22 protein-coding genes are annotated in these 23,460 nt (G+C 65.6%); 15 read left to right on the top strand and 7 right to left on the bottom strand.

The genetic code is table 11. The features are described 5' to 3' along the window. Positions 1–52: 52 nt before the first annotated feature. The 8 genes from OG976_RS15655 (at position 53) to OG976_RS15620 (ending at position 8,781) form a co-directional block, all read left to right on the top strand. Positions 53–1,819: an acyl-CoA dehydrogenase gene (locus OG976_RS15655; RefSeq protein ID WP_328350365.1), complete on the top strand. Its 1,767-nt coding sequence runs from the start codon at positions 53–55 to the stop codon at positions 1,817–1,819. A 49-nt stretch (positions 1,820–1,868) separates the two neighbouring features. After that, positions 1,869–2,792 (top strand): hypothetical protein, encoded by a 924-nt coding sequence (locus OG976_RS15650; RefSeq protein ID WP_328350363.1) that lies wholly within the window; start codon positions 1,869–1,871, stop codon positions 2,790–2,792. 156 nt (positions 2,793–2,948) lie between these two features. Beyond that, positions 2,949–4,592: an ABC transporter substrate-binding protein gene (locus OG976_RS15645; protein ID WP_328350361.1), complete on the top strand. Its 1,644-nt coding sequence runs from the start codon at positions 2,949–2,951 to the stop codon at positions 4,590–4,592. An 8-nt stretch (positions 4,593–4,600) separates the two neighbouring features. Continuing rightward, on the top strand, positions 4,601–5,581 hold the full coding sequence (locus OG976_RS15640) for an ABC transporter permease (protein ID WP_328350359.1): 981 nt from the start codon (positions 4,601–4,603) through the stop codon (positions 5,579–5,581). Between the two features lies 1 nt (position 5,582). Next, complete coding sequence (locus OG976_RS15635; protein WP_328350357.1) at positions 5,583–6,545, top strand: ABC transporter permease; 963 nt, start codon at positions 5,583–5,585, stop codon at positions 6,543–6,545. After that, positions 6,542–7,531: an ABC transporter ATP-binding protein gene (locus OG976_RS15630; RefSeq protein ID WP_328350355.1), complete on the top strand. Its 990-nt coding sequence runs from the start codon at positions 6,542–6,544 to the stop codon at positions 7,529–7,531. Before OG976_RS15635 ends, OG976_RS15630 begins: the two co-directional genes overlap by 4 nt. Then, positions 7,528–8,511 carry an ABC transporter ATP-binding protein gene (locus tag OG976_RS15625; RefSeq protein WP_328350353.1) on the top strand — a complete coding sequence of 328 codons (984 nt, stop codon included), beginning with the start codon at positions 7,528–7,530 and terminating at the stop codon, positions 8,509–8,511. Before OG976_RS15630 ends, OG976_RS15625 begins: the two co-directional genes overlap by 4 nt. Positions 8,512–8,535: 24 nt before the next feature. Continuing rightward, positions 8,536–8,781 carry a hypothetical protein gene (locus OG976_RS15620; protein WP_328350351.1) on the top strand — a complete coding sequence of 82 codons (246 nt, stop codon included), beginning with the start codon at positions 8,536–8,538 and terminating at the stop codon, positions 8,779–8,781. On the opposite strand, the gene adhE is transcribed toward OG976_RS15620, so the two are convergent. Continuing rightward, positions 8,766–11,360: a bifunctional acetaldehyde-CoA/alcohol dehydrogenase gene (gene adhE / locus OG976_RS15615; RefSeq protein ID WP_328350349.1), complete on the bottom strand. Its 2,595-nt coding sequence runs from the start codon at positions 11,358–11,360 to the stop codon at positions 8,766–8,768. The two genes, OG976_RS15620 and adhE, sit on opposite strands and share 16 nt — an antisense overlap. A 114-nt stretch (positions 11,361–11,474) precedes the next feature. Between adhE and OG976_RS15610 the strand changes: the two genes are divergently transcribed. Further along, on the top strand, positions 11,475–12,488 hold the full coding sequence (locus OG976_RS15610) for an alcohol dehydrogenase catalytic domain-containing protein (protein WP_328350347.1): 1,014 nt from the start codon (positions 11,475–11,477) through the stop codon (positions 12,486–12,488). Here OG976_RS15610 and OG976_RS15605 read toward each other — a convergent pair whose 3' ends face one another. The 3 genes from OG976_RS15605 to OG976_RS15595 all read right to left on the bottom strand — a co-directional run bounded on the left by OG976_RS15605 (position 12,489) and on the right by OG976_RS15595 (position 15,230). Then, positions 12,489–12,893 (bottom strand): hypothetical protein, encoded by a 405-nt coding sequence (locus tag OG976_RS15605; RefSeq protein WP_328350345.1) that lies wholly within the window; start codon positions 12,891–12,893, stop codon positions 12,489–12,491. It abuts the gene before it with no gap. Positions 12,894–12,957: 64 nt separating this feature from the next. Next, positions 12,958–13,992, bottom strand: coding sequence for an NAD(P)H-dependent amine dehydrogenase family protein (locus OG976_RS15600; RefSeq protein WP_328350343.1), 1,035 nt, complete (start codon positions 13,990–13,992; stop codon positions 12,958–12,960). Positions 13,993–13,994: 2 nt separating this feature from the next. Further along, positions 13,995–15,230 carry a hypothetical protein gene (locus OG976_RS15595; protein ID WP_328350341.1) on the bottom strand — a complete coding sequence of 412 codons (1,236 nt, stop codon included), beginning with the start codon at positions 15,228–15,230 and terminating at the stop codon, positions 13,995–13,997. 40 nt (positions 15,231–15,270) lie between these two features. On the opposite strand from OG976_RS15595, the gene OG976_RS15590 reads away from it, so the two are divergent. The 3 genes from OG976_RS15590 to OG976_RS15580 all read left to right on the top strand — a co-directional run bounded on the left by OG976_RS15590 (position 15,271) and on the right by OG976_RS15580 (position 16,828). After that, positions 15,271–15,867: a TetR/AcrR family transcriptional regulator gene (locus OG976_RS15590; RefSeq protein WP_328350339.1), complete on the top strand. Its 597-nt coding sequence runs from the start codon at positions 15,271–15,273 to the stop codon at positions 15,865–15,867. A gap of 237 nt (positions 15,868–16,104) precedes the next feature. Beyond that, positions 16,105–16,251 (top strand): hypothetical protein, encoded by a 147-nt coding sequence (locus OG976_RS15585; RefSeq protein WP_328350338.1) that lies wholly within the window; start codon positions 16,105–16,107, stop codon positions 16,249–16,251. 94 nt (positions 16,252–16,345) lie between these two features. After that, positions 16,346–16,828: a nuclear transport factor 2 family protein gene (locus OG976_RS15580; RefSeq protein WP_328350337.1), complete on the top strand. Its 483-nt coding sequence runs from the start codon at positions 16,346–16,348 to the stop codon at positions 16,826–16,828. On the opposite strand, the gene OG976_RS15575 is transcribed toward OG976_RS15580, so the two are convergent. After that, the gene (locus OG976_RS15575; protein ID WP_328350336.1) at positions 16,821–17,483 is read right to left on the bottom strand and encodes a L,D-transpeptidase family protein; all 663 of its coding nucleotides are present in this window, start codon (positions 17,481–17,483) and stop codon (positions 16,821–16,823) included. The two genes, OG976_RS15580 and OG976_RS15575, sit on opposite strands and share 8 nt — an antisense overlap. Before the next feature lie 239 nt (positions 17,484–17,722). Here OG976_RS15575 and OG976_RS15570 point away from each other — a divergent pair, with 239 nt between their 5' ends. Beyond that, positions 17,723–18,271, top strand: a complete 549-nt coding sequence (locus OG976_RS15570) for a hypothetical protein (RefSeq protein WP_328350335.1) — start codon at positions 17,723–17,725, stop codon at positions 18,269–18,271. 302 nt (positions 18,272–18,573) lie between these two features. Here OG976_RS15570 and OG976_RS15565 read toward each other — a convergent pair whose 3' ends face one another. After that, a complete protein-coding gene (locus OG976_RS15565) occupies positions 18,574–18,804 on the bottom strand; it encodes a hypothetical protein (RefSeq protein ID WP_328350333.1) in 231 nt (76 codons plus the stop codon). Between the two features lie 771 nt (positions 18,805–19,575). On the opposite strand from OG976_RS15565, the gene OG976_RS15560 reads away from it, so the two are divergent. Both OG976_RS15560 and OG976_RS15555 read left to right on the top strand, forming a co-directional pair. Beyond that, positions 19,576–20,490: a DUF5631 domain-containing protein gene (locus OG976_RS15560; RefSeq protein ID WP_328350332.1), complete on the top strand. Its 915-nt coding sequence runs from the start codon at positions 19,576–19,578 to the stop codon at positions 20,488–20,490. Then, positions 20,487–21,467 carry a hypothetical protein gene (locus OG976_RS15555; RefSeq protein WP_328350330.1) on the top strand — a complete coding sequence of 327 codons (981 nt, stop codon included), beginning with the start codon at positions 20,487–20,489 and terminating at the stop codon, positions 21,465–21,467. Before OG976_RS15560 ends, OG976_RS15555 begins: the two co-directional genes overlap by 4 nt. Here OG976_RS15555 and OG976_RS15550 read toward each other — a convergent pair whose 3' ends face one another. Beyond that, on the bottom strand, positions 21,468–23,372 hold the full coding sequence (locus OG976_RS15550; protein WP_328350328.1) for a phosphoesterase: 1,905 nt from the start codon (positions 23,370–23,372) through the stop codon (positions 21,468–21,470). Positions 23,373–23,460: the final 88 nt, after the last annotated feature.

Genomic DNA, 23,460 nt, shown 5'->3' with positions numbered 1-23,460 from the left:
GTCGAGCCGATTCGCCCGAGTCGCGCCCGGTGCCGCGTAACGTGATCAGCTGATGAAGTCGACGATTCTCTCCCGCCGCGACCTGGATTTCCTGCTCTTCGAGTGGCTGGCCGCCGACGCGCTGACCAAGCGCGCACGCTTCGCCGAGCACTCCCGGGAGACGTTCTCCGACGTGCTGGATCTCTGCGAGGACCTGGCCACCCGGTACTTCGCGCCGCACAACAAGAAGAGCGACCAGAACGAGCCGACGTTCGACGGCACCACGGTCACCGTGATCCCGGAGGTCAAGGAGGCCATCGACGCGTTCGCGGCCGCCGATCTGCTCAGCATGGGCATGGATCAGGAACTGGGCGGGGCGCAGCTGCCCGCGACCGTGGCCCAGGCCGGGTTCGCCTGGTTCACCGCGGCCAACATCAGCACCGCCGGCTACCTGATGCTGACCATCGCCAACGCCAACCTGCTGGTGAAGTTCGGCAGCCCCGACCAGATCGACACGTTCGTCAAGCCGATGCTGGCCGGCCGTTTCACCGGCACGATGGCGCTATCCGAACCCCAGGCCGGGTCGTCGCTGGCCGACATCGTCACCCGCGCCGAACCGCAGGACGACGGCACCTACCGGCTGTTCGGATCCAAGATGTGGATCTCGGGCGCCGAGCACGAGATGTCGGAGAACATCGTGCATCTGGTGCTGGCCAAGATTCCTGGCGGACCGCCTGGCACCAAGGGCATCTCGCTGTTCATCGTGCCGAAGTTCCTCGTCGAGGCCGACGGGTCGGTCGGTGCGCGCAACGACGTCGCCATCTCGGGTCTGAACCACAAAATGGGCCAGCGCGGCATCACCAACACGGTGCTGAACTTCAACGGCGCCGTCGGCTACCTGGTCGGCGAAGCGCACCGCGGCATCGTCTACATGTTCCACATGATGAACGAGGCACGGCTCGGGGTAGGCATGGGCGCAGTCGCGTTGGGCTACACCGGCTACCTCAAATCCCTGCAGTACGCACGGGAGCGTCCCCAGGGCCGTCCGATCACCAGCAAGGACCCCGGCGCCCCTCAGGTGCCGATCGTCGAGCATGCCGACGTCAAGCGAATGTTGTTGGCGCAGAAGTCTTATGCCGAAGGTGCGCTCGCGCTGGCGCTGTACTGCGGCCGGCTGGTCGACTGGCAGGACAGCGCGGAGTCCGACGAAGAGCGCGACTCGGCCGCTCTGCTGCTCGACATTCTCACCCCGATCGCCAAGAGCTGGCCGTCGCAGTGGTGCGTGGAGGCCAACAGCCTCGCCATTCAGGTGCTCGGTGGTTACGGCTACACCCGTGAGTACGACGTCGAGCAGCACTACCGGGACAACCGCCTCAACCCCATCCATGAAGGCACCCATGGCATTCAGAGCCTGGATCTGTTGGGCCGCAAGGTCACTCAGCGGGGCGGGGCCAGTCTTACTGCACTTGGCGCGGTGATCGGCCAGTCGGTCGCGGCAGCGACGGGTCTCGGCGGTGAGGCCGCTGAGCTGGCCGCCGCCCTCGACGCGTCGTGGCAGCGGCTGGTCGACGTGACGATGGCGATGTTCGCCTCCGGCGACATCGAGGCGGCGATGGCTAACAGCGCCGTCTATCTCGAGGCCTTCGGCCACATCGTGATCGCGTGGATGTGGCTGGAGCAGTTCGTGGCCACCAACGGGCACCCGGGCGACTTCTACGAGGGCAAGCGCCAGGCTGCCCGGTACTTCTTCCGCTACGAGCTGCCGCGCACCACCCCGCAGATCCAGCTGCTCGCGAGCCTGGACCGCACTACCCTCGACATGCGCCCGGACTGGTTCTGACCTGCCCGACCCCTTAGTATTCGATTGGTCTACGAAGGGGTCGGCGTCAATGGGTAGCAGCAGGTACATCGGCTATGTCGGCGGCGTGGCCGTCGCAGTAGGCGTGGGAGCGGCGATCGCCGCAGGCGGTCAGGGCACCGCCAGCGCGGAAACCGGCAAGTCTGATTCGACCAGCGCCGCCTCACAGGCCGATGCCGGGCCGAAGAAGTCAACCGCGCACGCGGCCCGCGTGCACACCAAGCCGAGCAGCACAGCCGATGACGCCACGGGCGGGGTCAGCAAGGTCCAGGCCGCCGCCGCGTCGAGCCTCAGCACACCGACGACGACCGTATCGGTGCAGGTCGACCGACTCAAGAATCTGTCGACCGGCCGCAGTGCCCGCACGGCCGCAGCCACCACCGACACCGTCACCACCGAGACGCCGTCGTCGCAGGCCTCGCAGTCCTCCGTCGTCGCCTCGGACACCGTCTCGGTGCCGTGGAGTCCCAACCCGCTGCGCCCGATGCCGCCGGAGCCGGCGCCCAACGACATGCCGGGGCCCATCTGGGACCTGGAGCAGGCCGTCGTCAACGCCTTCCCCGACTTCTTCAAGCCGGTGCCCCGCGAAATCTTCGAGGCCGGCTACCGCGTGAGCCAGATGATCCCGTGGGTCAATATCGTGGTGCCGTTCTCCAATATCGGCGCGAACCTTAAGGCCGCGCTGGCTGGGGACAAGGCCGCCTCGCAGCGCATCGTCAACAACCTGATCGTCACCCTCGCGCCGGTCGCGATTGTGTACTACGCATACAACGAGATTGCCGATCTGGTGAACCTCGAGCAGCAGGCGCTGGACTTGCAGACATGGGCCATCACCACGGCCTGGGACATCCTGGATCCCTTCCAGCTGCTGCACAACCGCGGCGAGTCCGGCCTGCCGCTGTCCACCACGACGCCGCCGGCGTACCCGCCCACCGATCCGGTGAACGTTCTGTAATTGCCGGTCAGGCCCCGTTTCGCGGGGTGGAGTTCAGCGTTCGCGGACGCTTCGGGATGCAGGTCAGCGGTTCTGCCCCCAAGATCTAAGGATTGCGGCACAGTGGCCTAAGCCTTAGCGGGTTCGCAAGAAACGCGAGCAGACTCCAGGAGCGGTATGAGCAAGCTGCGGAAAGCCATCACCATCGTCAGCATCACCGCTGTCGCGACCTTCGGAGTCGCCGCGTGCGGGGGAAGCAAGAACAGCGGTGGCGGCGCCGCAGGCGGCGAGATCAGCGTCACGATGACCTCGTTCCCCGACTACGTCGACCCGCAGCTGTCCTACACCCTCGAGGGGTGGGAGGTGCTGTGGAACACCTACACCCCGCTGCTGACCTACAAGCACCAGAAGGGCGAGCCCGGCACCGACGTGGTGCCCGGCCTGGCCAAGGACATGCCGGAGATCTCAGCTGACGGCAAGACCTACAAGCTGACCCTGCGGCCGAACATGAAGTACTCCGACGGCACCCCGATCAAGGCCTCGGACTTCACCTACGCGATCAAGCGGCTCTTCAAGGCCGATTCCGGCGGCTCGGTGTTCTACGAAGGCATCATCGGCGCAAAAGATTTCGCCGACGGCAAGGCCGACACCATCAGCGGCATCAAGACCGACGACAACACCGGTGACATCACCATCACGCTGGACAACCCCAACGGCACGTTCAACAACCTGCTCGGCCTGATGTTCGCCGCCCCGGTTCCGCCGACCACCCCGCTGGACAAGGACGCCACCAACACCCCGCCGCCGTCGAGCGGACCGTTCGTCATCACCAAGGTCGACGCGCCGAATACCCTGACCCTGGAACGCAATCCGCAGTTCAAGACGGTCAAGGATGCCGGCGCCTCCGAGGTCGCTGATGCGCAGGTTGACAAGATCGTCGTCACCCAGAACAAGAACAACTCCGCGCAGGTCACCGGCATCCAGCAGAACAAGATCGACTACATGACCGACCCGCCGGACGCCGACCGGCTGCCGGAGATCAAGGCGAAGTACTCCAGCCGGTTCCGTCTCGAGGACTCGATCAACACCTACTACTTCTGGATGAACACCCAGAAGGCGCCGTTCAACGATCTCAAGGTGCGCCAGGCCATCAACTACGCGATCGACCCCGAAGCGCTCAACCGGGTGTTCGGTGGCCGCCTGCACGCCACCCAGCAGATCCTGCCGCCCGGCATGCCCGGCCACGACGAGTACAAGCTCTACCCGGGCCCGGACCTGGAGAAGGCCAAAGCCTTGATCGCCGAAGCCAATCCGGCCGACAAGGACATCACGGTGTGGACCGACGACGAGCCGGACCGCAAGCGCATCGGCGAGTACTACCACGACCTGCTGACCCAGCTCGGCTTCAACGCGACGCTGAAAGTCATCTCCGGTGACACCTACTTCCAGACCATCGGCAACGAGTCGACACCGGATCTGGACACCGGGTTCTCCGACTGGTTCCAGGACTTCCCGCACCCGGACGACTTCTTCCGTCCGCTGCTCAACGGTGCGAACATCCTTCCGACCAACAGCAACAACTTCTCCCGGGTCAACATCCCCGAGCTCGACGCCAAGCAGAACGAGTTGCTGACCAAGCAGCTCACCGATGACGTGAAGAAGCAGTACGCCGAGTTGGACAAGGCCTACATGGAGCAGGCGGTGTGGGCGCCGTACGGCAATGAGCAGTACACGACGTTCCTCTCCGAGCGGATGAACTTCGACAAGTCCTATCGACATCTGCTGTTCAACCAGGACTACACCTCGTTCGCGTTGAAGTAGCCGACGCCATGGTGGTGGCCACCGTCGAGGGGCGAAGTCCCTGGCATCTGGCATGGGAACGATTACGGCGCAACAAGGTTGCGCTGGCCTTCGGGGTGTTGTTCGTCCTGCTCGTGTTGTTCTCACTGGCTGCCCCGCTGTGGGCCGACCACGTGGCGCACACCGGACCCAACCAGAACCACATCACCGACAAGGTGCTCATCGACGGCCAGGAGACCTACGTCGTCTCACCGGACGGCACACCACTGGGACCGGGGCTGCGTGGGCGCTACCTGCTCGGTGCCGACCAGAACGGCCGCGACGTCATGGTGCGGCTGATGTACGGCGGACGCACCTCCATCTACATCGGGGTGATGGCGGCGGTCATCACCACGGTCTTCGCGGTGATCGTCGGCATGTTGTCGGGCTACTACCGCGGCTGGGTCGACTCGATCCTGTCGCGAATCCTCGACGTGGTGTGGGCATTCCCCGTGCTGCTGCTGGGGATCGCGCTGGGCACCACACTGGCGCTGGGCGGGTTCAAGATCGGTGGCCTGGTGGTGGCCGGTGACTCGCTGTGGATTCCGATCCTGATCATCGGCCTGGTCTACGTGCCGTACATGGCCAGACCGGTCCGCGGCGAGATCCTGGCGCTGCGGGAGAAAGAGTTCGTCGAAGCCGCTGTGGCACAGGGCAAAGGGCCGGTGCGCATCATGGTCTCCGAGCTGCTGCCGAACATCATCTCGACCATCATCGTGTTCTTCACCCTCAACATCGCCAACAACATGCTGCTGGAGTCGGCGCTGTCGTTCCTGGGCGCCGGCGTGCGCCCGCCCAACGCGTCGTGGGGCACGATGATCGCCGACGGCTACCAGAACATCTACACAGCACCGCACCTGACGATCGTGCCGGGTTTGATGATCGTGCTGACGGTCCTGTCGCTCAACGTATTCGGTGACGGGCTGCGAGACGCTCTGGATCCGCGCGCCAAGATCCGGTTGGAGCACTAGCATGCTTCGATTCGCGGCCAGAAGGCTGATCGGGATGATCGCGGTGCTGTTCGCGATCTCGGTGATCGTGTTCCTGATCTTCAACGTCATTCCCAACTCCGACCCTGCGGCGCGCATCGCCGGCAAGAACGCCAACCCCGCACTGATCGCCAGGGTCAGCGCCGATCTCGGCCTCGACCAGCCGCTGCCGGTGCAGTACCTGACCATGATGAAGCAGATCTTCACCGGCGAGCTGACGTCGTACGCCAGCAGTCAGAATGTGGCCGAACAGATTTGGGACGGACTCCCGGCGACGCTGTCGCTGACCATCGGCGCGGCGGTGCTGTGGATGGCGCTGGCGGTGTGGTTCGGCTACCTCAGCGCTGTGCGCGCGGGCGGGTTCACCGACCGCGCGCTGACCATCCTGGCGCTCGTCGGCATTTCGATGCCGGTGTTCTGGTTGGCGGCAATCCTGTTGTACTTCTTCAGCTTCAAGACCCAGATCTTCCCGACCGGCAGTTACGTACCACTATCCGAAGACCCGCTGCAATGGGCGTATCACCTGATCCTGCCGTGGATCACGCTCGCGGTGCTCTACGTCGGCTTCTACAGCAGGGTGCTGCGCTCCAACATGCTCGACTCGATGAACGAGGACTATGTGCGCACCGCCCGGGCCAAGGGCATCAGCGAACGCCAGGTGCGCATCCGCCATGTGCTGCGCAACTCGATGATCCCAATCGTCACGCTGTTCGGTCTGGATTTCGGTGCTGTGGTCGGCGGCGGGGCGATCCTGACCGAGACGGTGTTCAACATCAACGGTGTCGGGCTCTATGCCGGGCAGGCGATCGGCAAGCTGGACCTGCCGCCGCTGATGGCGGTGACGATGTTCGGGGCGTTCTTCATCGTGCTGTTCAACACGATCGTCGACATCCTCTACGCCGTACTCGATCCCCGGATCCGGCTGGGTGAGGCGGCACCGGCATGAGCCCGATCCTCACGGTTCGCGACCTGCAGGTCAGCTTCCGCACCGACGACGGCGTGGTACACGCGGTCGACGGGGTGTCCTTCGAGGTCTCCCCCGGCGAGGTCGTCGCGATCGTCGGCGAGTCCGGCAGCGGCAAGAGTGTGACAGCCCAGACGCTGATCGGCCTGACCCGCGCCCCGAACGCGAAGATCACCGGGTCGGTGATGTTCGAGGGCCGCGACCTGATCGAGCTTTCCGACGAAGATTTCCGCGGGGTGCGCGGCGAACACATCGCGATGGTGTTCCAGGACCCGATGACCTCACTGAATCCGGTGTACCGGGTCGGCGATCAGATCGCCGAGATGATCCGGGCGCATCGTGAGGTCTCCAAGAGCGAGGCACTGTCCCAAGCGGTGGAACTGCTTCGCTCGGTGGGCATTCCGAACCCGGAGCGCCGGGTCCGCGACTATCCGCACGAATTCTCCGGCGGCATGCGCCAGCGCGTGATGATCGCCATGGCACTGGCTCTGGATGCCGAGCTGCTCATCGCCGACGAGCCCACCACTGCCCTCGACGTCACCATCCAGGCGCAGATCCTGCGGCTGCTGGAGAACCTCAACGCCGAGCGCAACCTGTCGGTGGTGCTGATCACCCACGATCTCGGCGTCGTCGCCGAACTGGCCGACCGGGTGGTGGTGATGTACGGCGGGCAGATCGTCGAGGACGGCCGACTCGACGAGATCTTCTACAACCCGCAGCACCCCTACACATGGGGGCTGCTGGGGTCGATCGCGCGCCTCGACGAGGTCCGCCCCGAGCGGCTCCCCCAGATTCCGGGCCAGCCGCCGTCGCTGTTGAATCCGCCGACGGGCTGCCGCTTCGCTGCCCGCTGCAAGTATGCGTTCGAGAAGTGCACGCAGCCACCGGCTCTGGAGGCTCGCGTCGGCACCCCCGGCCACCTGGACCGCTGCTGGTTGACGCCCGACCAGAAGCTGGCGAACCGATGAAGGGCGATCCGCTGCTGGAAGTCAGCGACCTCGTCGTGCACTTCCCGATCAAGTCGGGCATCGTGGTGGACCGCGAGGTCGCCCGTGTGCATGCCGTCGACAGCGTCAGCTTCACCCTGCATGAGGGCGAAACCCTGGGCCTGGTCGGCGAATCCGGTTGCGGCAAGTCCACCCTGTGCCGGGCCATCCTGCAGCTGGTGACGCCGACGTCGGGCTCGGTGCGTTTCGAAGGCCAGGAGTTGGTGGGCCTCTCGCGGCGCGCGCTGCGGCCGCTGCGCCGCGAAATGCAGATGATCTTCCAGGATCCGTTCGCCTCGCTGAATCCCCGCAAGCGGGTGGGCCAGATCATCGGTGACCCGCTGGAGTTACACGGATTGGCCAGTGGCGCCGAACTCAAGCGCCGAGTGCAGGATCTGCTCGACCGGGTGGGCCTGCAGGCCGAGCATTACAACCGCTATCCCCACGAGTTCTCCGGCGGGCAACGGCAGCGCATCGGCATCGCCCGCGCGCTGGCCCTGCACCCCAAGCTGATCATCGCCGACGAGCCGGTCTCGGCGCTGGACGTCTCGGTGCAGGCGCAGATCATCAACCTGCTCGAGGATCTACAGCAGGAGTTCGGGCTGTCGTATCTGTTCGTCGCCCACGACCTCGGCGTCGTGCGCCACGTCTCTGACCGGGTCGCGGTGATGTACCTGGGCAAGGTCGTGGAGAACTCCGACTCCGACGGCCTCTATGACAACCCCCTGCATCCCTATACCAACGCCCTGCTGTCGGCGGTGCCGATCCCTGACCCGCGCAAGAACTTCGCGCGGGAACGCATCACGCTCGAAGGCGACGTGCCCAGCCCGATCGATCCGCCACCGGGCTGCCGTTTCCACACCCGCTGCATTTCGGCCACCGACGTGTGCCGCACCGACGAGCCCGCGTTGGTCGCGCACGGCGACAGCCACATGGTGGCCTGCCACCACCCCCGCGTCTGAGTGATGTCGGGTACTAGGGACGGCATGGATAGCGAGCGGGGCGGCGCCGGCGAGGTTCTCCGGACCGCGGGTCTGCTACTGAATCTCACCTCGATCATCGGCTTCGCACTGTTCTTGGGCAGGCTGGGAACTGCGGGCAGCGCCCAGTCGCATGCGGTAGCCGCCGCGACCGTCACCGCGTTCGTGGTGAGCCTGCTGTGCCTGGCCGCCGACGCGCAGCGCGACGAACCGAGCTCTATGGCCTCGGCGCCGAGTCAGTCGCTGCCGTAGAAACCCTGCTTCAGCAGTTCGGTGATCTCGCTGACCAACGGCATTCGCGGATTGGTGCGGTTGCTCAGGTCTTCGAAGGCGGTCATGGCCAGTACCGGTAGCGCCTCGGTGAATTCGGCTTCACCAACCCCGAATTCGCGCATCGACCGCGGCATGTGGAGTTCGTCGAGTAGCTGATCCACACCGGCGAACAGCCGGGCTCGGCTGTCTTCGGGGGTGTGCCCGCCGAAGATCAGTGAGCCGATCTGGGCGTACTTCTCCGGCGCGACGTACGCCGAGTATCCCGGTGCCGGCATGAACTTGCTGGGCAGACTTGCGTTGTACTGCAACACATACGGCAGGAAGATGCCGTTGGCCCTGCCGTGCGGGATGCCGAACGCGGCACCCACCGCATGAGCCAGTGCGTGGTTGGTGCCGACGAATGCGTTCGAGAACGCCAGCCCGGCCAGCGTCGCCGCGTTGGACATCTGCGTGCGCGCTTCGAGATCGTCGGGGTCCCGGTAGGCGCGCGGCAGCGCATCGAAGATCAGCCGGGCGGCCTGCGCGCACTGCGCGTCGGTGTAGGGCGAGGCGAAGATCGACACCGCCGCCTCCAGGGCGTGGGTCAGTGCGTCGACCCCGGTGTCAGCGGTCAAGTTCGGCGGCATCGACGAGGTCAGCACCGGGTCGACGATCGCCACGTCGGGCACCAGGCTGTAGTCCACCAGAGTCTGCTTGCGCGGCCCCATCGTGATCACCGCCGCCGGGGAAACCTCCGAGCCGGTGCCCGATGTCGTTGGGATCGCGATCAATTGGAGCTTGTGCCGGTCGGTCGGATAGTCCGCGACCCGTTTTCGCGGATCCAGGAACGGCATCGTCAGCTCGTCGAGCGTCTTCTCCGGGTGTTCGTAGAACAGTCGCATCGCCTTGCCCGCATCGAGTACCGAGCCGCCGCCGACGGCGATCAGCACGTCGGGCTGCACCCGCTCCAGCAGCGCCACCCCGCGCGCAATGGTCTCCTCGTCGGGCTCGGGGGTGACGTCGGTGAACGCGTGCACGTGCTTGGTGGGAAGCTTGCTGCGCAACAACTCCACCACCCCACGCTCGTCGGTCTGATTGTCGGTGACGATAACGACTGTCTCGCAATCCAACTCGCGCAGGTTGTCCAGCGCGCCGGCGTTGAAGTAGGTGTTGGCCGGAACCCGGAACCATTGCGGAGGGGTTCTGCGATGCGAGACCGTCTTGATGTTGAGCAGCTGCCGGTAGTTGACGTTCTCGGTGGTGCTCGATCCGCCCCAGGTGCCGCAGCCCAGCGAGAAGGTCGGCGTCAGGTTGTTGTAGACACCGCCGAGCGCCCCGACCGCGGTGGGCGCGTTGACCAGGATCCGGCCCGTGCGCACCGCCAGGCTGTAGGCGTCGATGACAGCCTGGTCATTGGCGTAGATGGCCGAGGTGTGCCCCAGCCCGCCGTGCTCGGTCACCAGCACCGCGGTATCGATGGCGTGCTGGGAGTTCGGTGCCCGCACCACTCCGAGCACCGGCATCAGCTTCTCCTGCACCAGCGGGTGCACGGCCAGTTCGTCGAGATCCGACGGCAGCGGAGCCAACAGGATCTTGGTACCCGGCGGGACACTGAAACCGGCGCGGGCGGCCAACTCCGGTGCCTTCTGGCCTACGGCGTCCATCGACACCTTGTCGCCGCAGCCGAACGCGAACTCGGCGATCTTGGCAGCTTCCTCCGGCTTGAGCATCCGGGCGCCCATTTTCTCAAACTCGGCGATCATCGCGTCGTAGATCTCGTCGTCGATGATGCAGGTTTGCTCGGCGGGGCAAATCACCGACGAGTCAAAGGTTTTCGAGATCAGGATGTCGACGACGGCGCCGCGGACGTCGGCGGTCTTGTGGATGTAGATCGGGGCGTTGCCCGGTCCCACACTCAAGCCCGGCTTGCCGGCCTGATTGGCCAGGGCGACGATCTTCGGGCCGCCGGTCACCCAGATGAAGTCGACGCGTGGGTGTTTGAACAGGTAGTGCGTCACCTCGTGGGCGGCGTCGGGAATCACCTGCAGCGCACCGGGTGGCATGCCGGCGGCCTCGGCGGCCTCGCGCAGGATCGCCACCGCCCGTTCGCAGCAACGCACCGCATACGGCGAGGGCCGGAACAGCACGGCGTTGCGGGTCTTGGCGGCGACGATCGCCTTGAACAACACCGTCGAGGTCGGGTTGGTGACGGGCGTGATCGCCAGCACGACACCGATGGGTTCGGCGACGTAGACGATGTTGTGCTCGACGTCCTCGTCGACCACCCCCACCGACTTCTTGTCCTTCAGATAGTCGTGCAGGAATTCGGTCGCGACATAGTTCTTGACAACCTTGTCCTCGAAAACGCCGAAGCCGGTCTCCTCCAGAGCCAGTGCGGCCAGTTCCCCCGCCGCGCGCACCCCGGCACGGACCATCGCCTCGACGATGGCGTCGACCTGTTCCTGGCTGAGCTTGCGAAACTCACGTGCCGCCTGCGCGGCGCTGTCGACCATCGCGTCGATTTCTGCTGTGCGATTGTCGTCGGCCTGATGGTGTGTTGCGCTCAGTGTTCCGGTCATCCCGTGTCCCTCCCAGATGCGGGGATCGTATGTTCGCGGACATCGGGGTAGATAGGGATAAAAGACCCCTATATGCTGGGTTCAGTCGAGTGAACCTAGCGGAATCGAGGATTCATGCCCACCCACCGCGCAGTACATGTGACGTCAGCCGGAGCGCCCCTCGAACTGGTGGACGTCGACACCGCACCTCCCGGTCCCGGCCGGGTCCGCATCGCCGTCAATGCATGCGGTGTGTGCGGCACCGACCACGCCTTCGTCAACGGCGGCTTTCCCAACCTGAGCTGGCCCATCACCCCCGGGCACGAGGCGGCCGGCACGATCGCCGAACTGGGTGAGGGCGTCGAGGGATTCGAGATCGGCGACCGGGTGGCGGTCGGCTGGTTCGGCGGCAACTGCAACCACTGCCTGCCGTGTCGCAAGGGCCAGTTCATGCAGTGCGTCAACGGAGAGATTCCCAGCTGGCACTATCCGGGCGGTTACGCCGAGTCGCTGACGGCGCCGGCCACCGCACTCGCGCGGATTCCCGACGGCCTCTCGTTCGCCGAGGCCGCCCCGATGGGCTGCGCGGGAGTGACGACCTACAACGCGCTGCGGCACACCAATGCCGTCGCCGGCGACCGCGTCGCGGTGCTGGGCATCGGCGGGCTGGGCCACCTCGGCATCCAATGGGCCCGCGCGATGGGCTTCGAGACGATCGCGATCGCCCGCGGGTCCGGTAAATCCGACGACGCCACAGAGCTGGGCGCGCATCACTACATCGATTCGACCGCCGGTGACGTCGCCCAGGCGCTGCAGGCGCTCGGCGGTGCGCAGGTGGTGCTGGCCACCGCGGCCAACTCGGCGGCCATGGCCGCCACGGTCGGCGGGCTGGCTCCGCAGGGTGAACTGGTGATCATCGGCGCGTCGTTCGAGCCGCTACCGATCGCCCCGGGGGATCTGATCTTCGGCAATTACAGGGTGATCGGGCACCCGTCGGGCACGGCGGCCGATATCGAGGACACCATGCATTTCGCCCTGCAGTCCGGGGTGCGGGCGCGCATCGAAGAGGTGTCGTTGGAGCAGGCCGCGGAGGCCTACCAGGCGATGGACGAGGGCCGCGCCCGTTACCGGATGGTCCTGATGACGTAGCTAGTCTTCGGTCGGCTCGGACTTCTCCAGGCCGGCGTCCAGGACGCTCACGTCGATCCCGTAGGGCAGGAATCGCACGCTGCGGGTGGGGTCGGTGTTGTGCTTGTTGGCTCGCAGGGCGTCGAGTTCGTCCTTGTAAACCTGCTCGACGTGGGCCTTGCCGTCGGCGTCGGCGATGTAGATGGCCCACACCCCGTCGCCGGCCTCGCCTGCGGTCTCCGGTTGTGTCCGGGGCCGTGAGCGGCGCGTGAACTCGTCGAACAGCATGCCGAAGCCGGCTGCCTCACCGGGCGTGTTCATAAGCTTGCCGAATCGCTCGACGACGTCCCGCAGGCCCTCACCCGCCTCGCGCACGACGCGATCGATATCGTCCGGGTCGAACCCGAACGGTCCGTTGTTCTCCATAGCTCACAGTGTGCGCCCAGTTTGCTGCCGCGTCGACTGCCTCAGGTTCGCGACAAGCGAAACCTCAGCCGAACAGGCGCAACGGCAGGTCAGCCATGGTGACGAAACCGGGCTGGGCCGCGCAGACCGCGGGGATGGCGTTGACCGCGGCCATCGCGGTGGCCACGCTGGCCGAGCGGACGTGTTCGGCCAGCGCGACGTCGCGGCGGAAGCTGGCCAGTGTCATCAGGTGTGCCCGCATCGAGGGTGTGCCTTCGATGGTGACCGTCCAGCCGTGCTGCGGCGCCGGCCAATGCCGCGGTTGCGGTTCGCCGACAGTCCACAGGGTTTCGACTTCGACCACCGGGGTGCCGGCTCGCGTGCCGGTCCACCGCCAGTGCTGTCCGGCGACGGTACCGGCGCGCAGGGTGCGCCCGCAGATGTCGCGGTCCTCGCTGGCGGCGATTACCTCCAGCTCGGTGCTGACGTCATCGACACCGAGCCCCAGTGCGTCGCCGAGCAGCCAAACCTGTTGTTGGAAAAGCTCACTGGTGAACTTGGGGCCGTCGGTCTCGGCGGTGACCTCCCCGAGCGGGCTGCCGAAGCGCATCTGGTCGAAGGTGATCTCCACGCTGTCGTACACCGACCAGTCGGCACGCTCCTGAATCATGATGTGCTCGATGCTGCGCGACATCCCGGACAGCGCGATCGGGATGATCGCGCCGAGGTTGCCCGGGTTGAGGCCGGTGCCGTGCAGCGAGCTGTTGCCTGCAGCGCAGGCCTGCTGCAGCCGGTCGCGGTCGGCGGGGGCCATCCGGGCCGGGTGGAACGCGAAGGCGGTGGTGATGAGGTTGGTCCCGGAGGCCAGAATCGCGGCCGCCTCGTCGACCGTCGGGTGGCGCGGCGCGTAGAGCACCGCGTCGACGCCCGCGGTGTCGACATCCTTAGCGGCAGCGATGCCCAGCGGGGCCGTGCCGGCGAGGTCTCCGGCGTCGCGCCCGACCTTCTGGTCGGTGTAGACCTTGACGCCGGCCAGTTCCAGATCAGGGTGGTCGAGGATGCCGCGGATCGCCTCCACGCCCACCGCGCCGGTGCCCCATTGCACCACGCGGTAGGTCATCGCTAGACGACCGTCAGCGGAAGGGAGCGTCGCTCCTCGAACTCGAAGGTGGCACCGAGGCTGAACTTGGTGACCTCGACCTCGGGTGCGACTTTGGCTGCGGTGTCGGACTTTTCGAACTCCGCTGTCCAGTCGTCGGCGGTGCCGGTGATGCGCACCGCGATGTGTGGGTCGATCGCGGTGGCGATGGCTTGCAGCGGTTCGGCCGACGCCGGTGAGCTCAGTGAGATCCAGGCGCCGTCCTGATGTGCCGGCGAGGGGTGCACGTGCACACGGCCGCCTTCGATCTCGCCGACGACGTAGCCTGCCGGGTTCAGCAGCGGGTGCAGCTCCAGCACGGTGGCCAGGCCGTCGAAGTCGTTGGGCAGCTTGAGGGCTCGCTGGATGCGTTCGGCGGCCACCCCGGCGATGCCGATGAGCTGCTTGGTGCAGATCTGGGTGGCCAGGTCGGTGTTGTCCCCGGCGCGGGCGCGCACCGCGATACCGAACGACAGGTTGAGCAGGTGCATCTGCAGCACCACCTCATCGGCGATGCGCACCAGAGCCGAATGGGAGAAGGCGGTGAAGTCGACGTCGGACAACAGCGGCCCGGAGTAGTCGGCGTGGCCCTCGTCGCTTGGATCGATGTCGGCGAGTTGCCATGTGGCGGCGCGACTTGCGGCCACGATGTCCAGGGCGGGGATGCTGCCGACTTCGGGGTAGGACTCGTCGATGATGACCGTCCAGGCGCAGTGCGGTTCGCGATCGGCCGGGGTGCGCGGCGGCCGGTGAATGGGACGGACCTGGGCCTTGGCGTTGGTGGCGATCGCGGTGGCATCGAAGGTCGGGTCCTCGATGTCGTGGCACATGCCCTTGACGTAGTCGGGGCCCATCGGTTCGACGTCCATCAGGGCGCCGCAGTGGTCGAGGTGGAACTCGCCGTGCCAGCGGTCGTGGACGGTGTAGCGGAAGTCCATGAACTGCGGCGGGGCGCCGATGTCGAGCTGCAGACCCTTGAAGATGGTGATGATGTCGGTGCCCTCGTACTTGAGGGCTTTCTGCATGCGCCGCGTGTAGAGCGGGCTGGAACCGGCCCACTCCTCGATCGCGATCTGCAGCATTTCGGGGCGGCCGAAGGACTGGATGCACCATGCCATGCCGGACCGGTCGATCAGTTGGCCGATCAGCAGGAGCTCGGGGACCAGGACGGCCAGTTCGGCGCGGGACAGCTGGGCATAGCGGCTGTGCGATTCGCTCACACGCGAAACATAGTTGGCTCAATGTTATAAAGTCAACGATGTGAAGGCGCTCGGCACCCCACCCACGCGGCAGACGCTGGCGCCGCGCAAACGTGGTGACGACACCCGCGCACTGATCATCGACGAAACCGTGCGCTGCGTGGTCGAAGAGGGCTTTCAGGCCGCCACCGCCAAGCACGTCGCCGAGCGGGCCGGCGTCACGTGGGGAGTCATCCAGTACCACTTCGGCGACCGCAACGGCCTGCTGATGGCGGTCGTCGACGAGGGGGTGGCCCGGCTGGTGGAGGAGCTTTCCGCCGCCGAGGTGGGCGATCTGGGGCTGCGTGAGCGCATCGAACTCGTCGTCGACACCGCGTTCCGCTGCTACAGCAGCCCGACGTCGTTGGCGGCGTTCGAGATTCTGCGGGCCATGCGCGGCACGCACGGACAGAGCGCACAGCGCCATCTGCTGGAGATCAACGATGCGGTCAACCAGCTCGGCAGGCTGATCTCCGACGACAAGGGGGTGGCCGAGGTGATCTGGTCGGCCCTGCGCGGAATGGTGCTCGTCGAGATGATCGTGAACTCACACCTGGAGTGGCAGCGCGAGCGGCAGGTCCTGGTCGACATGGTCACCCGCTACCTCCAGGACCGCTGAACCGGCTCAGCGAACATTGACCGCACCCGCGCGAATCGGGGTGTCGGCCGTCACAGGGCCCACTGCACCGGTGCTGGTCAGCGCCGTCATGTCAGCAAAGTCACACGTCCAAAGTTGATTTACGTGGAATTAACATGGACCATCGGGCTGTTCCTCAAGTTGGCGATCCCAGCTTGGTGAACGTCAGCAGCAAACAAGCTTCTGTAGACCCAGGGGCGTAAAGAGGAGTTGAAAACAATGTCGTCGCTCGAGCGTTTTCGCAGTGACATGAAGCGGGCCATCAACCGTCGCCGTCTGCACGCGCGGATCAATGCGATGCCCCCGTCAACGGTGCGCGATGAGCTCGTTGCCATCGCCCAGCGGTACGAGAACACCCACCGCTGATCTGATTCATGGACTGAAGCCGGCAGACCCCCACGGGTCGCCGGCTTCGTCTGTATGAGACATCCCTTTCCGGCGACCGCATCGCTGTGCTGCAATGACCGGCATGGCTGACGCGGAAGCAATCGAGGCGATCAAACAGGTCAAGTACCGCTACATGCGGGCGCTGGACACCAAGCACTGGGACGACTTCGCCGACACCCTCACCGAGGACATCATCGGCGACTACGGCTCGTCGCTCGGCGAAGAGCACCACTTCACCAACCGCAAGGATCTGGTGGAGTTCATGCGCAAGTCGATGCCCGCGGGTGTGCTGACCGAGCACCGGGTGACCCACCCGGAGATCACCGTCGACGGCGACGAGGCCGAGGCCATCTGGTACCTGCAGGACCGCGTGATCGTGCCGGAGTACAACTTCATGTTGATGGGCGCGGGGTTCTACCGCGACCGCTATCGCAAGACGCCCGACGGCTGGAAGCTCAGCAAGACCGGCTACGACCGCACCTACGAGGTGACGCAGTCGACGGAGAACATGAACTTCAAAGCGACACCCGGCAAGGCCGTCGCGACTACTACTTAGCGACGGCGATCAGGGCGCCGGGCTGCAGCCAGCGGATGATCTTGACCAGAGTGTCGTCATCGAGGGAGACGCAGCCCGCCGTCGGTCCGCCGTCGGTGGTGTGGACGAAGAATGCACCGCCGTTGCCCGGGATACGGGCCTTGTTGACACCCATGACGATGGCGTGGGCGTACTGCGGGATGTAGAGGTTCTCGGTACCGCTGCTCGGGTTGGTGTTGAACGTGCAGTCGGCTTTCTTGCAGACCTGCATGGTGTTGTAGGTGGGACTCTTCATGTCGCCGTCCCACCAGTAGTCCGGAGTCACCTGGATGTACTGCAGGCCGCCACCCGGGCTGGGCTGGGTGCCGAAGGCGAAGTCGAGGGTGAAGATGCCCATCGGCGTTTTCATCTCGCCGTCGTGGGACTGCGGGACCATGCCGTTGGCGCCGACGTGGGTGGGGACGCCGACGAGGACGGGTGCCCAGCCGTTGGCGCTGCGCTGCCAGACGTCCATCTTGGCGGTGGCCCCGCCGGTGCTGACGACGGAGAGCACCTGGGTGGCGTTGCCGACGTTGGCCTGGAACCACGGGGTTTCGGCGTGGCTTACGGGTGCCGAGGCTAGGGCGACGAGCGCCGCACTGAAGGCAGCACACATCGATCGCAGTACTCGGCGCATCGCTTCATGGTCCCTGTGAGGTTTCTGCGGGGTCAAGTCAAGGTTGGGCCACGGTTGGGTCTGGGCCAGCTAACGGAGGGGGCGCGGCTATGCGATTAGCCGCTCGCACGGCTGTCCGCCGTTGATCGAATTTCCGATCGGGAAGACCACGCTGATCTGCGGTAACACGCGTTTTGGGCATTGAGCTGCCGACAAAGGTGAATAGCGCTCCGGCAAACACAAGCGATACGATCGCCAACATGTCGCAAGCTCCTTATGGACCTGGGCCCGCTGCACCTGCACCCTGGCCTCCGCAAGGACCGCCGCCTGCGTCTGGCGGACCGTCACGGCTGCCGACGATCATCGCCATCGTCATTGCGTTGATTGCGGTCGCGGTGGCGATCGGCGCGTGGTTTCGGCCGGCACCGAAGGCGGAAGCTCCTGCTGCGAAGACCTACAGCGAGCAAGAGGTCGCGGACGCGAAGAAGGCTGTGTGCGATGCCTTTGACACCGTCCACGAAGCAGTGCGCATCAATACGGGCCGAGATGGTGGATCCGATCCGACGGCAACACTCGCCGTAGCGGCGAACGCGCGCCTGTCCATGTACGGAGGCGCGGATTATCTTATGGAGACCCTTCAGAAGCATCCCGCAACCCCTGCCGACCTGTCCGCGTCAGTGCAAAAACTTGCCGATACCTTCCGAGTCCTAACAATTCAATTCATGATCAACAAGCAGAATTCCGACCTCGAAGAGCCCTTACGCGAAGCGGATTCGGCTACCACAGCAATTCAGAGTATTTGCACATGACGGCCCCATACAGCCCGTGGTTCTTCTTGATGGTGGGACACCAGTGGCCTGCCGATTCTTCCGCGATCACGTTGCAAACAGCGTCGTCAAATCGGGCAGCGACAACAGAGCGCTACGACACCTACGCACAACAGCTGCGTTCCATCCGAATCGGAGCACTTGCAAGTCAAGAAGGCATCACTGCGGACGATGCGAGGGATAACTTCGCCGTTGGTGAACGTTCCGCCGAGTCGATGAGCCGGGTTAATCGACTCAAGAAGACCGCGTACGACTCAGGCCAAGATGCTCTGTCCGAGCTGCGCTCAGACCTGTCGGAAATAGCAGCCGATGGTGAACGACGGATTGCTGATATCCAGAGCTCGAAGCGCCCGCTTCCAGAGAAGCTGGCAGCGATCGTGGATGTCATTGCCGAAAAACAAACCTATGCCAATCACAAGGCGATGAGTCATGGCAGCAACGTCACGGCTGCGATACAGCAGATTCTCGACGAAACTGGCGAACGCCAGTCTGCGCAACAGTTCGCCAAATCGCACGGAATCAACCTCGACTCAATTTTTGGATCTCCGAACAAAGACGAGATCTCGCGACAGGTTGACTCCGTCCTCAACCAGGTGGGCGCACAGTCCGGGATCGGTGGCGGCAACTCAGGAGCCGCTAATCTCACCTCCGACGGCAAGGGCGAAACAGGAGAAAACGCAGCAGGTTCGGGTTCGGGTATCAGCGGGGGCAACCAAACTCCGATACAGGCGTTTCCTAATACTGAGCAGCCTTATCTCGGATCATCACCCGGCGCCAACGCCGGGGTCTTGCAGGGAAACAACACGCCACCACAACTTGCAACACCTGGGCCGAACGCTGGTGGCGTAGGGCGGCCGCAGCCTGGTTTCGTCACGCCGACGACCGTGAATGCACTCGCGCCTAACGCCACTTCACCGGCTGTATCGACCGGCGCCATTACTGGCGCGTCGTCTCTGCCCACGTCACCATCCGCCCCCACCAACGCCCTCTCCCCCGAAGGCTTCGCCCAGAACTTCAACGCAGGCTCTCAAACCGGTACTCCGATGTCGGCAGGCAGCGAGGCACTGTCCACCGGGGCCATGCATGCCATGCAGCCGCAAGCCCCGCTTCACACCGAAAACCTCGCCACTCCGATAGCCCCGACTGCACCCTCAGCAGGCGTGCCGCTTTTCGAAACCGCCCACGCTGCAACACCTATTGAGACTCCAGCACCAGCGCCCGTCGCCGAAGCCCCCCAGACCGTCGTCGCCGCACCGACAGCCTCCGCTCCCGCTATGCAGGCACCAATGTCAGCCGCGCCCATCGCACCCGCAGGCCCGCTGCCCGCCTATGGCGCCGACATTCGTCCGGCCGCAGCCACCATGCCCGCCGGCCCTGCACCCACACCGCCGGCCGCCCCCGCCTCGGCCCCGGTCAGCCCCGCCAACGCAAGCTCTGTGGCCCAGCCCGCCGTCGTCCGTCAACAGCCGACACCGCTGGCCACACCGTCACCCGCCGGGATCACCGAAAGCGCTTTCGCCGCAACCGCTACCGGAGCCATGGCCGGTGCCAGCGCCGCGCAGACCCAAGCCCAACAACGCCTCCAGCGCCTCCTCGACGCGGTCGCACGCCAAGAACCCAAGCTGCGCTGGGCAATTGGCGACCACGACGACGACACCACTGTGCTGGCCACCGACCTCGCCAGCGGCTGGATCCCGCCGCACATCGAGATCCCCACCGGCATACAACTGCCCGCGCCGGCCCACCGCCGCGCCAACCTCGCCGCCTTGCTGGGCCCGACAACCCTCACCGCCGCCTACACCCCCGGCCAGTTCATTCCCAAAGCCGACGACTGCGAGCCGGTGTTGATGTCCATCCGCGCCCGCCAGACACCCGCCGTCGAGGACCTCGGCTGGGAACTCGCCCAGGCCACCAAGTGGCGCGACGGCCTCCCGCGGCTGGCCCACACGCTGGCCAAAGCCACCTCGACCGGTACCGGCTACCTCGACTCCGAGGTCGAGCTACTACACGAGCACCTCGGCACCGTCGCCCGCCAGGTTCTGGGTGACTACCCCGACAACGTCGACCCCGCTAATGTCGGCAACTGGCAGCTGCTGGCCACCATCGACGCCCTGCTCAAGGGCGAAAAGACCAGCGCCAACTACCACTTCGCCTGGTTCCAGGCCGTGAACCTGGCCGCCCGAGGGGAGCAACGCCGATGACTGAAGGCCATCTCGCCGCCAGCGCTGGCCACTACCTGCAAGCCAACGCCATGAACGCCCCTCCCCCGCCCATCACCTCAGACCCGCTGGTCGCCGGTGCCACCCCGATCGAACAACTTCTTCGCGTCCTGGGCCTGGCCGCCAATCTGGGTGACCCGAAGGACAACGCCGAGAGCCTCGAAGAGCACGCCAAGCGCGATGCCAAGACCGCCGAAGCCGCCGCCAAGTTCCCCGCCCAGGACGAGGCCGCGTCAGCGGAGATGAAAGGTGTTGCCGCTCAGGGCGATGCCTCGCAGATGGCCCAGCAGCTCCCGCAGATGGCGTCCGGCATCGCCGGTGCGCTGGCCGGCGCGATGGGCGGCGCCCTGCAACCTCTGGCCCAGATTCCCCAGCAGGTCGCCCAGGGCGCGCAGCAGGCCATGCAGGCCGGGATGGGCATGATGCAGCAGGCCGGTGGCTCCGCCGCCGAGCTGGACAAGGCCAGCCTCTCGGATCTTCCCCTTGACGAATACGGCGCGGACGCAGGCGAATTCGGGGGCGCAGGCGGCGGCGGTTCAGCAGGCGGTGGTGGTTCAGCAGGCGGCGGATTCGGCGGCACCGCGCCCACCGCAATGCTCGGCCCACCCCCGGTTCCCTCCGCCGGCACCTCGCCATCGGCCGCGCCCACGATGGCGACGCCGCGGCCCAGCGCGCCGCCGTCGACGTCGACACCGTCCGGCGGTATGGGCGGCATGCCGATGGTTCCGCCCGGCGCGATGCACGGCGGCGCCGGCGCCGACAAGGACGACAAGGCCGCCACCAAACGGGTGTCGGTGCCGACCATCAAGAACGGCGCACCCGTTCAGGGCCGGATCACCGCACCCCCGCCGGCACCGCCTCAGGTCGTCAAGAAGGTCGACGGCAAGCCGGTTGCCACCAAGCGCATCGTCGTCCCCAGCGCCACGCCCGCCGACGATCCACCGGCCGAAAACAAATAGCTATACCCAGAATTCGTTCATCGGCTGGGCGTACTTGTCGTTGTTGGTCACCGGCCCCAAGCCCAGCGCCAGTTCGATGGTCCGCTGCAGGCTGTAGTGGTTGTAGTAGTCGGTGGCGATGAACGCCCCGCCCCGCATACCGCCGGTGATCGCCGCCTGATTCGGGATCACGACGGTCACGATGTGATTGCCTTCGTTCCCGATCCCCAACGAGATGTTGTTGTAGTCCTCGTCGAAAGTCAGCACCACGGCGGTGGAGTCGCCGGACTTCCACAGATCCGAATCGAAGATCACCGACATCTGCTGCTGAATGAACGTGTCGCCCGCGGCAACGTTGTACTGGTGTGTCGTCAGCTGACTCAGCGCCCACGGCAGGATGCCCTGCAGACCTGAAGTGGGGCCCTCCATATTTGTGGCGTCGTCAGCGGCGAACCAGATGAACTTCGCGACGTCGGCGGGAGTGCCGTTGAAATCGGTTGCCATCTGCGAGATATCGAAGATGTGGTTGTCGATATAGGCCGCACCCTGGTTGTAGATATTGTGGAACGCCAGGAACGGTGTGCGGTCATTCGGGGTGCTGTAGCCCCCGCCACCGTCTTGGTATGCGGCCCAAGTCAATCCGGGATTCTCACTGACGAGGTTGGGCGCGTCGAAGCAATCTGCCGCGCAGTTGTAGTTCAAGTCGTAGTTGGAGCCACCCAGGATAGGCCAGTAGTTGGGGTCGCTCGGATGAGTCAGCGCGTAGTAGTTCGTCGCGTATCCGTATGCGTTGATGAGGCTGTTGATGTAGGGCGCATTGGGGCTGCCGACGATGTCACCGACACCATGGTTCTCCATGTAGACCATGATCAGATGGTCCAGCGATCCGACGTTCGAGGTCGGCACCGTCAGCGGCGCCGGGGCCACGTCGGTCGACTGGATGCTGAATGACACGTTGTCGGCGTAGGCGTTGTTGTAGTTGCCCAGGATCGGATTGAGATCCTTCAAGGTCACCACGATCTGCGCGCTGCGCGTGCCCACCGGGACGTACCCGGTGGTGTCGCGCTGCTGGAAGCCGGTCTGCAGCCAGCGATCCAGCGCGGTGACCGGTCCGATGTCCTCGCTGCCGAGATAGGCCTTGTTGGCATCGAGGAAGGTGACCTTCACCGACGCCCGCGACGGATCCAGCAGGTAGCCGCCCAGTTGAGCGCTCAACGCGAACGCCACACCCGCCGCGGTGGGATCGGCGAGGTGGTCGATGGCGGTCGCCGCCCCGGTGAGGTCCACGGTCTGCGACAGCGACGAAGTCGCCACGTTGCCGCCGCCGAAGAACTGATTGCCGCCGCCTGTCGGGGCGGTCTGCGGGAAGCTCAGGAACGCCGGCAACGTCGGCCCTTCGGCGCCCAAGAAACCCGGCAGGCGTCGCAGCGTGCCGTACTGGATCACCGTCGGCGTGCCCGTCACAGTCCAGCCGGGCAGCGTCACCGAGCTGTATCCCGACAACGACGGATCACCAGCCTCGGCACCGGAGTTCACCACGAGGTTGCCGCTACTGAGTACCGGGGCCGGGGTGGTCACGACGGCGGCAGTGGTCACGGCACGGCCGGTCGCGGTCCGCGCGCTGTGCGCGACGTCCCGGCGCACCACCTCGGCGACGGCTGCAGCCAGGGTTTGTGCCGGGGTCGACGGGACCTGCGGAGTGGGGCTGGCGCCGCCGGCCACGTTCACCTGGGCGATGGTTTGGTTCGACGAGGAACTGGCCACCTTGTGCTTGGCCGCTGCACCGCGGGCCGAACTTCCATGGCTGCTCGACGGCGACCCGGTGTCGGCACTGCTCACCGCCGCAGTCGCGGTGGCGATCGCGAAGCCGACCCCCAGCGCCACCGCCAGGCCACCGACCCGACCGACATAGCTCGCACACCTCATGACAATTCCCTTCGCTCCGCAGCAGTGCCCCCGAGATTGGACACCCCGAACCTTGGGTTCGGGCCGAAATTGACGGCCGTGTCGCAAA

The sequence above is a fragment of the Mycobacterium sp. NBC_00419 genome (assembly GCF_036023875.1).
Lineage (GTDB): Bacteria > Actinomycetota > Actinomycetes > Mycobacteriales > Mycobacteriaceae > Mycobacterium.
Note: the sequence above shows the minus strand (reverse complement) of the source record. Positions and strands in the feature narration are given on the sequence as shown.

Bases quoted from the DNA above. Each gene is read 5' to 3' on its own strand.
- OG976_RS15655 (WP_328350365.1), top strand. From the start codon at position 53: ATGAAGTCGACGATTCTCTCCCGCCGCGACCTGGATTTCCTGCTCTTC.
- OG976_RS15650 (WP_328350363.1), top strand. From the start codon at position 1,869: ATGGGTAGCAGCAGGTACATCGGCTATGTCGGCGGCGTGGCCGTCGCA.
- OG976_RS15645 (WP_328350361.1), top strand. From the start codon at position 2,949: ATGAGCAAGCTGCGGAAAGCCATCACCATCGTCAGCATCACCGCTGTC.
- OG976_RS15640 (WP_328350359.1), top strand. From the start codon at position 4,601: ATGGTGGTGGCCACCGTCGAGGGGCGAAGTCCCTGGCATCTGGCATGG.
- OG976_RS15635 (WP_328350357.1), top strand. From the start codon at position 5,583: ATGCTTCGATTCGCGGCCAGAAGGCTGATCGGGATGATCGCGGTGCTG.
- OG976_RS15630 (WP_328350355.1), top strand. From the start codon at position 6,542: ATGAGCCCGATCCTCACGGTTCGCGACCTGCAGGTCAGCTTCCGCACC.
- OG976_RS15625 (WP_328350353.1), top strand. From the start codon at position 7,528: ATGAAGGGCGATCCGCTGCTGGAAGTCAGCGACCTCGTCGTGCACTTC.
- OG976_RS15620 (WP_328350351.1), top strand. From the start codon at position 8,536: ATGGATAGCGAGCGGGGCGGCGCCGGCGAGGTTCTCCGGACCGCGGGT.
- adhE (WP_328350349.1), bottom strand. From the start codon at position 11,360: ATGACCGGAACACTGAGCGCAACACACCATCAGGCCGACGACAATCGC.
- OG976_RS15610 (WP_328350347.1), top strand. From the start codon at position 11,475: ATGCCCACCCACCGCGCAGTACATGTGACGTCAGCCGGAGCGCCCCTC.
- OG976_RS15605 (WP_328350345.1), bottom strand. From the start codon at position 12,893: ATGGAGAACAACGGACCGTTCGGGTTCGACCCGGACGATATCGATCGC.
- OG976_RS15600 (WP_328350343.1), bottom strand. From the start codon at position 13,992: ATGACCTACCGCGTGGTGCAATGGGGCACCGGCGCGGTGGGCGTGGAG.
- OG976_RS15585 (WP_328350338.1), top strand. From the start codon at position 16,105: ATGTCGTCGCTCGAGCGTTTTCGCAGTGACATGAAGCGGGCCATCAAC.
- OG976_RS15580 (WP_328350337.1), top strand. From the start codon at position 16,346: ATGACCGGCATGGCTGACGCGGAAGCAATCGAGGCGATCAAACAGGTC.
- OG976_RS15575 (WP_328350336.1), bottom strand. From the start codon at position 17,483: ATGCGCCGAGTACTGCGATCGATGTGTGCTGCCTTCAGTGCGGCGCTC.
- OG976_RS15570 (WP_328350335.1), top strand. From the start codon at position 17,723: ATGTCGCAAGCTCCTTATGGACCTGGGCCCGCTGCACCTGCACCCTGG.
- OG976_RS15560 (WP_328350332.1), top strand. From the start codon at position 19,576: ATGTCAGCCGCGCCCATCGCACCCGCAGGCCCGCTGCCCGCCTATGGC.
- OG976_RS15555 (WP_328350330.1), top strand. From the start codon at position 20,487: ATGACTGAAGGCCATCTCGCCGCCAGCGCTGGCCACTACCTGCAAGCC.
- OG976_RS15550 (WP_328350328.1), bottom strand. From the start codon at position 23,372: ATGAGGTGTGCGAGCTATGTCGGTCGGGTCGGTGGCCTGGCGGTGGCG.